This window comes from Methylobacterium carpenticola (assembly GCF_042748905.1).
GTDB classification, from domain to species: Bacteria; Pseudomonadota; Alphaproteobacteria; order Rhizobiales; family Beijerinckiaceae; genus Methylobacterium; species Methylobacterium carpenticola.
Window position 1 is genome coordinate 2,807,069 of the sequence record NZ_JBHZEO010000001.1, and the last position, 13,757, is coordinate 2,820,825.

Here is a 13,757-nt window from a genome sequence, read left to right on the forward strand (position 1 = left end):
GGCAAGCCTGCTCCGGGTCAGCGCCGCGTTGTGGGCGACGTCTGTGAGCGAAGGGCGTGCGGCTCGCGGCAGCGACCGCGGTGGCCAAGTCCTCCGGGAACCCCCGGGCGTTGGAGCGCGGGGCGCGAGTCCGGTCGTGGGCGATCGGCATCCGCGGAGGATCCCGCGGCGTCACGACGGTGAAGGCTGCGATGGCCGAGCGGCCATCACATGGCCTTCGGCAGCGTCCGTTCCGGGAGTTGGGGGGCCGTGTCGATCGGGGCGGCCGGGTCGAGACTGTGGCGCAAGCCGGCGAGGCCGAGCAGAGCCTCCTGACGGCCCGCACCCGAGAGGTCCCCGGCGACCGCCTCCAGCCCGGCATCGATCCGCGCCAGGAGGGCGGGCGACGGCTCCTCCTCCTGTCCCCGGAAGTGCTGCGCGACGCCATCCAGGACGCGATCGACGGCTGCGACCGCGCGCGCGTCGAGCCCGTGCCGCGCCCGCCGCAGGGCCATGAGGTTCATGCCCGTGCGCAGCTGGGCGAGGCCGTCCACCGACCGGATCGGACTGTCCGGCGCGGCCGCCGCAAGCCGCGGCACCAGCAGCGCGAGACGGTCCAGCATCAGGCCCGCGAAGGCGGCCCGGTCGCCGCGGCCGCGGTGCTGGGCCACCTGCACGAGCGTGGCGCGGCCGGCCCGCAACAGCCGCAGGGCGCTCTGCTCGGAGCCGATCGAGCGCACGAGGCGCATGATCAGGGCCGCGACCCACAGCCCGCCCACCAGCGCCGCGGCGGTGTTGGCGAAGGCGGCGAGGTCGCCCGTGTAGCGGTCCTGAAACGCGAGCAGGATCGCCCCGTTCATGGCCACGGCCACCCCGGCGCCGGCCGTGCGCGGCCGCGCCATCATCAGGCCGCATGCCAGGAGCGGCCCGGCGAGGACCAGCGCGAGCATCTCGAAGTCCTGAACCCGCGGCAGAACCCCGAATTGCAGCACCCCCGCCCCGAGCGCGGCGAGGCTCGACCAATGGGCGAAGGAGAGGATGGCGGGCGCGGGATCGTCCTGCTGGGCGAACAGGCAGCAGACCATCGCGGCCATCATCGTGGCCGTGGCCCCGTCCGGCCACGCGGTGACCACCCAGAAGGCCGCGCAGACCACGACCGTGAGCACCACGCCCGCAGCCGAGCGCAGGGCCATGGCGTGATCCCGGTGGCGGACCAGGACGTCGAACTCGCTTTTCCAGGCCAGCGGCCGCGTCAGGGCGCCTCCCCGTTCCAGCTGGGCCCTCAGGGTCCGGCAATCCGCCGCGATGTCCACGAAGGCGCGCAACCGCTCCAACAGGCTCGCGCGCATCACCTCGGTCCATGTCGGGAACCGTCCGAGCGGGCGCTCCGCCTGCCGGATGCGGGCGCGCAGCAGCTCGGCTCCCTCGGCCTGCGACGTCGCGGTGCCGGCCCACGCCTCGACGCTGCGCAGGAGGGCCTTCAGGTCGGGGGTCAGGCCCCCGCGCTCCTGCAGCAGCGCGATGCGGTCGGCCAGCGAGGAGAGGACCGGCAGCAGCATCAGCATGCGGGCCTGGAGCCGCCGCAACAGGGCCGCCGCCGCGCCGCCCGCGTCGAAGGCGAGGTGGGTCGCCAGGGCGTCGATCTCGGCGGCGTCGGCGGCCAGCCGCAGCCGCTGCGCCCGGACGGCCGGATCGGCGCCCGCGCCGGACAGGACCTCGCTGGCCCAGGCCGCGGCCTCCCGCAGCCACGCATCGGTCCGCGCTGCCGCGGCCTTGCCCACCGGCTGCGGCAGGACGAGGCTCGACACCAGGGTCGCGCAGGCGATGCCCAGGCAGATCTCCTCGGCGCGGGCGACCGCGGTGTCGAAGATGGAGGCCGGGTCGCTCACGGCCGGAAAACCGATCAGGGCGGTGGTGTAGCCCGCCAGCATGAAGAGGTAGGCCCGCGGCGTGCGGTCGAGGAGGGACAGGTAGAGGCAGAGCGCCGTCCATAGCGCGATGGCGAGCGTCAGCAGTTCCGGCGCGTCCACGAGCGCGGGCACGAGCGCCACCGCCACCACGACGCCGACAAGGGTGCCGCCGATCCGGTAGAAGGCCTTCGACCGCGTGGCCCCGGCGAGGGGCTGGGCGACGATCGTGACGGTCGCCACCGCCCAGTAGGGACGCGGCAGGTCGATCCAGAACGCGAGCAGGAGGGCGAGCAGGCACGCCGCACAGGTCTTCGCCGCGAAGACCCATTCTCGCCAGCCGAATATCGGCACGATCGGTCTCTCTCAGGATGCCCGGGGGTCGAGGCCGTGCGGAGGAGTCGCGCAGCCTCGGCCGGGATCTACGCCCGGAACGGCCATCCCGACGTGCGTTGTCGCACACGGTATGCAACACGATGGCGTAACCGCACGTTTTGCGTAAAATGCATGCTCAGGGCGCATATGCGCCACCAAGCCTGAGCAGTACTCGGCGGCCTGCGCGAGTGGCACAAGCCAGCCATGGAGGCCGCGCCGCCTGGGCAGAGCACCGGCATGTCCGGCCCTGGGAGGGGACGGCGTGGAGCGGCCGGCGCATGAACGGTCCGGCATGCGGCTACGAACATGAATAGGTTTCGCGTTTCGTCGAGAGACCCAGGCGCGTCCGCCGGAGGTGCCGGGCCTTGACCATGCGGGGAACGCCTCAACCGCCCGGGCCGGAGACCGCGGCGACGAGCGGCGCCTCCGCCGCCTCGCCGCGCCATCGGGCTCCGGCACAGGACCGCAGTGCCCGGACGGTGCGGCGGATCGAGGAGGCCGCATCCCGTTTGCTCGCGAGCGGCACGCTCCCGTCCGACCTCACGACGACGCGGATCGCGGCGGAGGCCGAACTGTCGGTGGGCGCGCTCTACCGCTTCTTTCCCGACCGGAGCGCCGTCTGCGCGGCGGTTGCGGCACGGCGGCTCCGGGAGTTCGAGGCGGCCCTGGTCGAGGAACTGGCGCCGCGCGTGGCCACCGCCAACGGGCCGGCGTTCCTGGCGCGCCTCATCCAAGCTTTCGTGGCCTTCCTCGACGCGCATCCGGACCTTCGCACCCTGGCGTATGGCGGCTGCGGGACCGGCCGCACCGTGCTGGCGGCGGATGTGCTGGCGGGCGCCACGGTCGGCCTCCTCAAGCGCTACATGGTCGAGGTGTTCGGACTTCCGGACACGCCGGATCTCGACCGGCGGCTGCGCATCGTGGCGGAAGCCGGAGACCGGCTCATCGGCGTGGCCTTCGCGCAGGCGAGGGAGGAGCGCGGCGCGATCATCGACGAGATGACGCGCCTCCTCTGCGCCTACCTCTTCGGATGATGGGGGCAGTCCCCGGGAGCGGAACATGGGACAGAACGGCCGTATCAGGAACGCAGCCCTCCTCGCCAAGGTGACGAGCGCGGAGCATGCCGCCAGCCTGATCGCTTCGGGCAGCACGGTGGGCATGAGCGGGTTCACGGGATCGGGATACCCGAAGGCCGTGCCGCTCGCACTCGCCCGGCGGATCGAGGCCGCCCGGGAACGGGGGACCCCGTTCCGCGTCTGCGTCTGGACGGGGGCCTCGACCGGTCCGGAACTCGACGGAGCGCTGGCCCGGGCCGACGGCATCTCCCTGCGCCTGCCCTACAACTCGGACCCGGTGGCCCGCGAGAGGATCAACCGCGGCGAGATGGACTATGCGGACCTCCATCTGAGCCAAGTGGCGCCGATGGCGTGGCAGGGCTTCCTGGGCGAGCTGGATACGGCCGTGATCGAGATCTCGGGCATTCGGCCCGACGGCTCCCTGGTTCCGTCCTCATCGGTCGGGAACAACAAGACGTGGCTCGACCGGGCACGTCAGGTGATCCTGGAGGTGAACCGCTGGCAGAGCGCGGCGCTGGAGGGCATGCACGACATCTATTACGGCACGGCACTGCCCCCCCACCGGGTGCCGATCCCGCTGCTGCGGCCGGAGGACCGCATCGGCGAGCCGACCTTCCGGTGCGACCCCGACAAGATCGTCGCCATCGTCGAGACCGACTCGCCCGACCGCAATCTTCCCTTCGCGGCCCCCGACGACGTCGCACGGAGCATCGCCGGCCATCTCTTGGAATTCCTCCGGCACGAGGTCGCTCGGGGCCGCCTGCCCGACTCGCTGCTGCCGATCCAGTCGGGCGTCGGCAACGTCGCGAACGCGGTGCTCTCGGGGCTCCTGCACGGCCCCTTCGAGGGGCTGACAGCCTACACGGAGGTGATCCAGGACGGCATGCTGGATCTGCTCGCGGCCGGCAAGCTGCGCGTCGCCTCCGCGACCGCCTTCTCGCTCAGTCCAGCGGCCGCGACGCGGCTGAACGCCGAGATGGCCCTTTTCCGCGACCGGATGATCCTGCGCCCGCAGGAGATCAGCAATCACCCGGAGGTGGTCCGGCGCCTCGGCTGCATCGCCATGAACGGGCTCATCGAGGCCGACATCTACGGCAACGTGAACTCCACGCACGTCATGGGGTCGCGCATCCAGAACGGCATCGGCGGCTCCGGCGATTTCGCCCGCAACGCCTTCCTGTCGATCTTCCTGACACCGTCCACGGCCAAGGGCGGCACCATCTCGGCCATCGTGCCGCAGGTCTCCCACGTCGATCACATCGCGCAGGACGTCCACGTCCTCGTGACCGAGCAGGGCTTGGCGGATCTGCGGGGGCTGTCCCCGAAGCAGCGGGCGGATCTGATCCTGGCGCGCTGCGCGCATCCCGACTACCGGCCGCTCTTGGAGGATTATTACGCCCGGGCACGGCGCGGCGCCTACGGCCTGCACGCGCCGTCTCTGCCCGGGGAGGCTTTGTCGTGGCACCAGCGCTTCATGGAGCAGGGGTCGATGCGACCCGCCGGCAACCGCAGCTGACATCTCCCCGAAGCCTCGGCTCGCGGCGGGGAGCACGGTGCCCACCCGCGCGATCGCTCCTCGGCCGCGCCGCCTTCGCTCCGCGTTTTCCGTCGGATGAGGACCGCCCGATGGCCGGCGGCTGACGAAACGACCATTGGGTTGCCCGCTTCGTCGTCCCCGCGCCGGGTCCGCCCCGGGCGGATTCGCGCGGCCCGCTCAGTCTCTCCTGGCGGCGTCGGGCATGGCCAGCGGCGCGTTCGCGCCGTCGAGGAACTCGACCGTCGTGAAGATCAGCTCGGTCTCGCCGATGTTCTCCAGATCGTGGATCATGAACTCACCGGCCGGGAAGCTATGATGCTTGGTATCGCCGGGCTCATACGAGACCTCGACGATCCGGCCATCGGCATAATGCGAGCGTGCTCTCCCTCCGGTGACGGCCGTCCAGAAGTAGTCGAGGACATGGCTGTGGAAGCCGATCCGCTCGCCGGGCTTCAAGCTCAGCGCCCAGACCCGGACACGCTCGGTCTCCGACACCAGGCGGCTGCCGACCTGTCCGCGGCCCGCGCCGTCGACGAAATCCCGGCGCAGATGCTCCGGCCAGTCGGCCGGCGGCGCCGGCCAGTGCGCGATGATCCGCTTTGCCATGATGCGTGTTCTCCTCGGTTCAATGCAGGGCGGTTCAATGCAGGGCGGCGGCTGCCGGCCGATCGAAGCCGGTCTGGGCTGTCACGTGCTGCGCCTCGAAAGCCGCGCGGACGGCCGCCGCGGCGTTGCTCCGGTCGAGCCGCGACACGGTCCAGGAGGTCAGGAAGGCGAGCGGGACCGAGAACAGGGCCGGATTGTCGTACGGGAAGGGAGCAGGCCCGAGCTTCAGGGTCACGCTCCACACGCTGGGGCTCAGCGCGACCAGAACGAGGGCCGAGGCCAAGCCCGCGAGGGAGCCGGAGACGGCGCCGCGGGTCGTGAGGCCGCGCCAGGACACGGACAGCAGGATCACGGGGAAGTTCGCGCTCGCCGCGATGGCGAAGACGAGGCCGACCATGAAGGCGATGTTCTGGTTCTCGAACAGGATGCCGAGTCCCATCGCCGCCAGGCTGATCACGACCGCGGCGGCCTTGGAGACGCGGATCTCCGCCTGCTCGCTCGTGCGGCCCCGGCGAAGGACGCGGGCATAGAGATCGTGGCTCGCCGCCGAGGCACCCGCGATGGTCAATCCCGAGACGACGGCCAGGATCGTCGCGAAGGCGACCGCCGAGATGAAGCCGAGCAGGACGGGGCCGCCGAGCTTGTCGGCGAGATGCAGCGCGACCATGTTGGGGCCGCCGATCACCCCGCCCGCCGCCGTCGCGTAGGTCGGGTCTCCGAGCACCAGCGCGACCGCGCCGAAGCCGAGCACGAACAGCAGCGTGTAGAACACGGTGATGAACCCGGTCGCGACCAGCACCGAGAACCGCGCCTGGCGAGCGTCGGCCACGGTGAAGAAGCGCATCAGGATGTGCGGCAGCCCGGCCGTGCCGAAGATCAGGGCCAGCCCCAGCGAGACCGCGGAAACCGGATCCTTGACCAGCCCGCCGGGCGCCATGATGGCCTGCCCCTTGGGATGGGCCGCGACCGCACGGGCGAAGAGGGCCTCCGGGCTGAAGCCGAAGCGGGCGAGGATCAGAGCCGACATCAGGGCGGATCCCGTCAGCAGCAGCACCGCCTTGATGATCTGCACCCAGGTGGTCGCGCGCATGCCGCCGAAAGCGACGTACGCCATCATCAGCATGCCGACGAGCGCGACCGCCGCCGCGTAGGGCAGCCCGAACAGCAGTTCGATCAGCTTGCCGGCCCCGACCATCTGGGCGATCAGGTAGAACAGCACGATCACGAGCGTGTTGAGACCGGCAACCAGCCGCACGGGGACTTCCGACAGCCGGTAGGCGGCCACGTCCGCGAAGGTGAAGCGGCCGAGATTGCGCAACGGCTCGGCGATGAGGAACAGGATCATCGGGAAGCCGACGAGGAAGCCGATCGCGTAGATCATGCCATCGTAGCCCGAGGTGTAGATCAACGCGGTGACGCCCAGGAAGGTCGCCGCCGACGTGTAGTCGCCCGCGATGGCGAGCCCGTTCTGGAAGCCGCTCAGGCCGCCACCGGCGGCGTAGTAGTCGCTGGCGGTCTTCGTGCCGCGGCGCGCCGCCCGGACCGTGATGACCAGGGTGACCGCGACGAAACCCAGGAACATGGCGATCGCCATCGGGTTCAGGGCTTGGCGCGCCACCGGCCCCGTCAGCGCGTCGGCCGAGGCCGCTCCCGTGACGAGGCTCGCCGCCGCGGCGGCGGCGAGGAGACGCAGGCGGCTCATCGCAGATCCTCCTGCAGGCGCCGGCTGAGGCCGTCGAGGCGGGTGTTGGCGACGAGCACGTAGATCGCGGTCAGCACGAAGCCGAAGCCGAGGAGCGCGGCGCCGACGAGAATGCCCCAGGTCGCCACCGATCCATTCCGGATCGGCGTTCCGAGAAGATCCGGCCGGAAGGCGACCGTCAGGATGTAGGCGAAGTAGGCCGCCGCCATCACGACGGCGAGGGATCCCCCGAGACAGCTGCGTTCGAAGCAGAGGCGTCGGTAGGCCGGATGGCTCGATATGCGCGCGTGGTTCACGGCGTCCTCCCTGGTATCGAAGTCGCAGGATCAGGCGGCGATGCCGGTCGCGACGGCGGTCTCCGCCATCACGGCTTCGGGATGGCGGTGCCGTTCGGCCAGCGCCCGCTCCTCGTCGGTCAGGATCTGCGCCTGCATGTACGCGCCGAGTTCGCGGGCGCGCCGGATCACGGCGGCGCCGTAGCGCAGGCGTTCGGTCTCGAAGGCCGGCAGGGCCTGATCGGGATCGCCCGGATGCCGGCGGAGCGCGGTCACGAGAGCCTGGGCGTCGCCGGCCGCCTTGGTCACGCCCATCCCGACATGGGGCCGCGCCACGAAGGCGGCGTCTCCGAGGATGACGACGCGGCGCCCGAGCACCATCCGGGGCGTCTCGAGGTCCTGGATGGCCTGGATGAAGGGCTGCGCCGTCTTCTCGACCACCTCGGCGAATTGAGGCGCGAGCAGGCGACGGGCATCCTCGCGCAGGGCGGCGGTCACCTCGGGCCGAATGCGGTTCGGCGGGATCGAGAGCGCGTGCGTGATGCCGTCGATATCGGTCAGCAGGCCGCGCAAGGCCCCGTCGGAAGCGGCCGGACGATACCAGACGAAGTTGAAGCGCCGCCGCCCCGGCTCCATCGCCTCGCCGGCCCCGGCGACCGGATAGCCCAGCATCTGTTCTCCGGGCGGGAGGGCGAAGGCGAAATGGTCAAGGAGGGCCGCGCGCGTCCCCGGCGACAGGTCCGCCTCGTCGACGAGACCGCGCCAGGCGATGTAACCGACGTAGCGCGGCGCGACCTCCGGCGCGAGCTGCGCCCGCACGGCCGACGAGATGCCGTCCGCTCCGATCAGCAGATCGCCGGCCGAGGACGAGCCGTTCTCGAAATGAGCGACGACCGTGTCGGCGCGCTCCTCGATCCGGTTCAGGCTACGACCGTGATGATAGCTCTCGGCCGGCAGGGCCGCGCGCAGCAGGCCGTAGAGGTGGCCCCACGACGTCAGGATCTGGGGCAGCGGCAGCGCACCGACGATCGAGCCGTCGGGGCCGAACACCCGTCGGCCGGCGACGGAGACGCCCACCGTCGCCGCCTCGCGGGCGATGCCGGCGCGCTGCAGGATCGCGAACAATTCCGCATGGGTGACGATGCCGGCCCCGCGGCCGGACAGCTCCGACCCGACGCGCTCGAACACGTCGACGTCCCAGCCGTCCCTCCTGAGGAGCAGCGCACAGAAGAGGCCGGCCATCGAGCCGCCGACGATGATCGCCTTCGGGCGCGCCGAGCGGCCCGATCTCCCATCCGATGTCATGATCGTTCCTCCTCGGCGGGAGCGCATCACCGCGCCGCGCCGTCGCGAGCGGCCGAGCCGACCCGTTTTTATCAGCTGATAAAATCTCGCGTCGCCCCGCGAGGATGTCAAGCGCTATTTATCGAACGATAACCTACTGACGGGGCGCATCAGCGTCGAGTGGCGGCTCGCGGGGTTCGGCACTGGATCGGGATTGGATCGGCGCGGCGAATTTGGTTATCGTTCGATCACACGAAAGCTCCCGCACCCGGCCGCGCATGCCCCGTATCTCGGACCAACCGACCGACCTCGAAGGGCCGCTCACGAGCGGGCGAACGCGAACGAAGGCTCGGGACGGCTTGCCTCGCCGGCTCTCATCCGCAGACCGGGAGCGGAGCATCGTCACGGCCGCCGTGACGTTCTTCGCCGAGCACGGGTTCGAAGGCCAGACGCGCGAGCTGGCAGCGATCCTCGGCATCACCCAGCCGCTGCTCTACCGGTACTTCCCCAGCAAGGACGCGTTGATCGAACGCGTCTACCAAGAGGTCTTCGTCGGGCGCTGGGATCCGTTCTGGGAGCAACTGATTGCGGACCGTGGAATCCCGCTCGAGGAACGGCTGATCCGCTTCTACCAGAGCTACGCCAAGATCATCCTCACGCCGGAATGGGTGCGCCTGTTCATGTTTGCCGGCCTGAAGGGACTCGACTTCAACGGCCGGTACTTACGGCTTCTGCGCGAGCGCGTCTTCGAGCGCATCGCCGAGGAACTCAGGATCGCCCTGCGTCGGCCATCGATCGCGGACGTGCCGGTCTCGAACCTCGAGATCGAGATGATCTGGGCCCTGCACGCATCGATCTTCTATCTCGGCGTGCGGCAGTTCATCTACCGCCTGCCGATCGACGGCAATGTGCACGACGTCATCGCGGCGCAGGTCCGGACCCTGTTGGGCGGCATCGCCGCGGTGCTTCCGGAGACGCCGTGACCGGCTTTCGGCCCGAGCCTCAGGCTGCTTCACGTCGGTGTCGGGACATCAAGGGGACTGTCGCGGGCGGGCAGGCATCGGGCCCCGGGCCGAGCCCCGTCCGAACCGCGCTCGCGGATTCCGGGGAGGACGGTCCGCTTCCCGTCGTTATGGCTCCGCGAGAGTTGGGGCCTCCGGGAGGCGCGGGGCGGTTCACCCATCCCTCTTCCCGACGGGAGGCGGCACGAGGTTGATCCACGGCGAACTCCAAGAAGCCGAGAGTCGTTGGACGACGTGGGCGGTGATGGTTCCAGACTCCGACAAGCACTGCCGTGCCGACACGCGGTGGCGGCCGACATGGCGACGGTCGGAATCACGGTTCGGCAACGACAGATCAGCCGAGAAACCTGTGATGACGGTCATCGGCCCGGCCCATCGAGATTCCATAGAGACAACCTGAAGTTGTATTTTGATGTTAAAGCAGGCAAGCACGTTCGCTGCGCCTCTGCAACTAAATCAATATTAAAAGCTTATTCAGACCTCATGACGACGCACAAGCGCCCAAAACAAGAACATTCGACTTTTATATGGAAATAAATCATAGCCAAATCCTGATTTCTTACATGAAAATGCTGCAAGACATTGAAACGAATCGGTCCCTCGTTTGTTATCAACGGCGTCGTGAGATGCGGACGGGGGAAGGCATGTTCTGGAATAGCCGGGCGGTGCGCATTCTCGTCGGAGTGCTGCTGCTGGGAGCGGCCGTTCTGGCGGTCCTGCCGAACGTCACCGGCTATACCAGCCTCGATGGGACGGTGAACGCCCGCTTCACCATCATCGCGGCGCCGATCGAGGGAGTCGTCTCGGCAACGCCTCCGAAAGTCGGCACTCCGGTTCCGGAGGGCGAGCCGCTTTACCGGATCAGAAACGAGCGGATCGCCCGAACGGCTGAAGCACAATTGGAGGCGGATCTCGGCGCCACCCGGGAGCGGTTGCGAGCTCTCGAAGGCCAGATTGCCTCTCTGACCGCCATCAGGAATGACCTCGCCGGACGGCTCAAGGAGTATCAGCAGGCCAGCATCACGGGCGTTCAGCAGGAGATCGTCATCCGTCAGCAGCGGATCAACGCCGCTCAGGCGCAGCAGATCTCCGCTCAGGCGGACCTCGCCCGCAAGACGACGCTCGGAGCAACCGGCGTCGTCGCCGGAAGCTCCGTCGAGCAGGCCCGCGCGGCCTTGGTCGCGGCAACGAGCGAGCAGGCGATTGCCAGGGCCGACTTGGAGCGCCTGACCCGGCAGCTCGAAGCCCTTCGGAAGGGCACCTTCGTGGGGGAGGGGCGCAATGACGTCCCGTATTCCCAGCAGCGCCAGGACGAGGTCGCGATCCAGCTTGCCAACGTGCAGATGCAGGCCCGCGCCGAGCGCGCCCGCATCCAGCAACTGGAGCGGCAGATCGCGTTGGAGAGCGAGCGCAATGACAAGCTCTCGACGGCCGTGGTGCGCGTGCCCTTCGAGGGCGTGATCTGGCGCAACAACGTGGTGGCCGGATCCAACGTGGTCGTGGGTAACGAACTCACACGCCTCCTCGATTGCCGGGACCTGTTCGTCGACATTCTCGTCAACGAAGCGGATTACGACAGCATCCGGCCGAACTCGCCTGCCGAGGTGCGCCTCCTCGGAGGCAGCCAGACCATCCGCGGCACCGTTCTCTCCGTCCGTGGGTCGAGTGCGGCCGTCGAGGAGGTGGTGCTCGCGGCGGTGCCACCGGAAAGTCGCGGCAAGACTGCGCGCATCCGCGTCGCGCTCGAACCGAACGACATGCAGCGCGACTTCGCGAATTTCTGTCAGGTCGGGCGCTCCGTGCAGGTCCGGATCGCACGCTCGACCAAGAAATACCCTCTCGTGAATTGGGTGAGGAGCCTGTGGTTCAGTATCTCATAGCCCTCGCCCCGACTCTCCTCGTTGCGGCCTTCTTCTTCATCTTCGCACTGAACTGGCCCCGCAAGGCGACGTGGTCGCGCGCCTTGACCTGCGCCTTCGTTCTTGCGGTAGCCGTGCGTTATATGATCTGGCGCTTCGTCTTTACCGTGCTTCCGTATCCGATGGATTGGAGCTTCGGACTTTTCTGGACTTGGTTCGTGTTTCTTGTCGAGGTCGGTGCTTTTGCGGACATTCTGCTGTTCTTGATCGCCATGAGCCGGTACGTGGACCGAAGCGCGGAGGCCGATCGGCTGGGGCAAAAATTCTTCGCCAAAGATCCCGAACGGCTGCCCAGTGTCGACATCTTCATCCCGACCTACAACGAGCCGCTCGACGTTCTGGAGCGCACCATCATCGGCGCGCTCGCGCTCGACTATCCGAAGGACAAGCTCAAAGTCTATGTTCTTGACGATAAACGGCGCGATTGGCTGAAAGATTATTGCAATCAAAAGGGTGCGGTGCACCTCACCAGGCCCGACAATTCGCACGCCAAAGCCGGAAACATGAACAATGGCTTGAAGTTCTCATCGGGGGAATTCATCGCCATTTTCGACGCCGATTTCGTGCCGTACCGCAACTTCCTTCGTCGCACGCTCCCGTTCTTCGAGGACACCACGATCGGCATCGTCCAGACGCCGCAGCACTTCTTCAACAAGGATCCGGTTCAATCCAATCTCAGCCTGGAGAAGGTCTGGCCGGACGAGCAGCGGCTGTTCTTCGACGAAATGGCCGCGAGCCGCGACGCCTGGGATGTCAGCTTCTGCTGCGGGTCCTGCTCGATTGCCCGGCGGTCGGCGATCGAGACGATCGGCGGCTTCCCGCACGACTCGATCACCGAGGACCTGCTCACCACGCTGGCGCTCCTCAACAAGGGTTACAAGACGCGCTACCTCAACGAGCGCCTCTCCATGGGCCTCGCGGCCGAGAACCTGAAAGGTTATTTCGTGCAGCGCGGCCGTTGGTGCCGGGGGGGCATCCAGACGATCTACCTTCACAACGGACCGCTGCGCGGCCCGGGCCTGAACCTGTTCCAGCGCTTCATGTTCCTGCCGCTATCCTGGCTCGTCCAGTACACGGTGCGCTTCGTGATCCTCGTGGTCCCGGCCGTCTATCTGTGGACCGGCGCCGCTCCGCTCTACTTCACAGGCACCGACGACATCGTCTGGTATCAGCTGCCCGTGCTGCTGGCCTATTTCCTGTTGATGGGCTGGCTGACGCCGACGCGCTACCTCCCTCTCGTGTCGTCGGCGGTGGGGGCCTTCGGCACCTTCCGCATGCTGCCGGTCGTCGTCTCCAGCCTGATCAAGCCGTTCGGCGTGCCGTTCAGAGTGACACCCAAGGGCTCGGGCAACGAAGAATCGGAATTCGACGCCTACACCTTCTTCTCGATCGCCTTCTGGATCGCCGTCACCGCGCTCGGGCTCATCGTCAACATCGTTCCCGAGTGGTCCCGGATCGGTGAAGGAGAGTTCTCGGTGGTTTCGGCGTATTGGGCCGCCATCAACATCCTGGTCTTGATGGTGGCGGCCCTGATCTGCTTCGAGAAGCCGCGGCCTCTCCTCGACAGCTTCGCGACCAACGAGAAGGCGAGGATCGCGTTCGAGGCGACGGCGCTCGCAGGCACGATCACCAGCCTGTCGCTCGAAGACGGAATCGCGGAGTTCGATGTCGAGCCGCGGGTCAAGCCGGGAGATCCGGTGATCGTCGAGATCGAGGGCTTCCCGCATCTGCGCTGCACGGTCGAGAAGGTCTCTCGCCTCAAGAAGCGCTGCTTTGCATTGAAGTTCAGTTATCGGCTGGATGGCGAGTGCCGCGACCGCATGATCGTGAAACTCTATACAGGAGAATACTCTCAGGACATTCACGAACTCGATAAATCGGCGATCGTGGGCGGCCTGTGGTCCCGGATGTTCGGCCGCACCACGCGTGCGCCCGCCTGAGGTCGGATTTGGCCAATCATGGCTGCCTGATCACCCTCGGCCGCGGCCGAGGGCGGCGCTCCTCCGCCCCGTCCGGGGACCCGCGCGTGGCGACCGGCATCATCCCAGCTTGCCACCGACCGTTCGAGCCAGGCG

10 protein-coding genes are annotated in these 13,757 nt (G+C 68.3%); 5 read left to right on the plus strand and 5 right to left on the minus strand.

What is annotated here, in order from left to right:
• Window positions 1-206: 206 nt before the first annotated feature.
• Entirely contained in the window at window positions 207-2,240 is a 2,034-nt protein-coding gene (locus ACE101_RS13235) for an FUSC family protein (RefSeq protein ID WP_379130033.1), read from the minus strand.
• Between the two features lie 392 nt (window positions 2,241-2,632).
• Between ACE101_RS13235 and ACE101_RS13240 the strand changes: the two genes are divergently transcribed.
• Together ACE101_RS13240 and scpC are read left to right on the plus strand one after the other, a co-directional pair.
• Window positions 2,633-3,295 carry a TetR/AcrR family transcriptional regulator gene (locus ACE101_RS13240; protein WP_379138650.1) on the plus strand — a complete coding sequence of 221 codons (663 nt, stop codon included), beginning with the start codon at window positions 2,633-2,635 and terminating at the stop codon, window positions 3,293-3,295.
• A 25-nt stretch (window positions 3,296-3,320) separates the two neighbouring features.
• Window positions 3,321-4,853 carry a succinyl-CoA:acetate CoA-transferase ScpC gene (gene scpC, locus ACE101_RS13245; protein ID WP_379130036.1) on the plus strand — a complete coding sequence of 511 codons (1,533 nt, stop codon included), beginning with the start codon at window positions 3,321-3,323 and terminating at the stop codon, window positions 4,851-4,853.
• 198 nt (window positions 4,854-5,051) lie between these two features.
• Here the strand turns inward: scpC and ACE101_RS13250 are convergent, their stop codons facing one another.
• Genes ACE101_RS13250 through ACE101_RS13265 form a run of 4 tightly spaced genes read right to left on the minus strand, consistent with a single transcriptional unit; the run spans window position 5,052 to window position 8,762 of the window.
• A complete protein-coding gene (locus ACE101_RS13250) occupies window positions 5,052-5,480 on the minus strand; it encodes a cupin domain-containing protein (RefSeq protein WP_379130039.1) in 429 nt (142 codons plus the stop codon).
• Window positions 5,481-5,514: 34 nt separating this feature from the next.
• Window positions 5,515-7,182, minus strand: coding sequence for a cation/acetate symporter ActP (gene actP / locus ACE101_RS13255; protein WP_379130041.1), 1,668 nt, complete (start codon window positions 7,180-7,182; stop codon window positions 5,515-5,517).
• Window positions 7,179-7,478, minus strand: coding sequence for a DUF485 domain-containing protein (locus tag ACE101_RS13260; RefSeq protein ID WP_379130044.1), 300 nt, complete (start codon window positions 7,476-7,478; stop codon window positions 7,179-7,181). Before ACE101_RS13260 ends, actP begins: the two co-directional genes overlap by 4 nt.
• Before the next feature lie 30 nt (window positions 7,479-7,508).
• Window positions 7,509-8,762: an FAD binding domain-containing protein gene (locus ACE101_RS13265; protein WP_379130047.1), complete on the minus strand. Its 1,254-nt coding sequence runs from the start codon at window positions 8,760-8,762 to the stop codon at window positions 7,509-7,511.
• 257 nt (window positions 8,763-9,019) lie between these two features.
• Between ACE101_RS13265 and ACE101_RS13270 the strand changes: the two genes are divergently transcribed.
• The 3 genes from ACE101_RS13270 (at window position 9,020) to ACE101_RS13280 (ending at window position 13,622) form a co-directional block, all read left to right on the plus strand.
• Entirely contained in the window at window positions 9,020-9,724 is a 705-nt protein-coding gene (locus ACE101_RS13270; RefSeq protein WP_379130049.1) for a TetR/AcrR family transcriptional regulator, read from the plus strand.
• A 683-nt stretch (window positions 9,725-10,407) separates the two neighbouring features.
• Window positions 10,408-11,643, plus strand: a complete 1,236-nt coding sequence (locus ACE101_RS13275; protein WP_379130052.1) for an HlyD family secretion protein — start codon at window positions 10,408-10,410, stop codon at window positions 11,641-11,643.
• Window positions 11,625-13,622, plus strand: coding sequence for a glycosyltransferase family 2 protein (locus ACE101_RS13280; RefSeq protein ID WP_379130055.1), 1,998 nt, complete (start codon window positions 11,625-11,627; stop codon window positions 13,620-13,622). The genes ACE101_RS13275 and ACE101_RS13280 overlap by 19 nt, the downstream gene beginning before the upstream one ends.
• The last annotated feature ends 135 nt before the right edge of the window (window positions 13,623-13,757 follow it).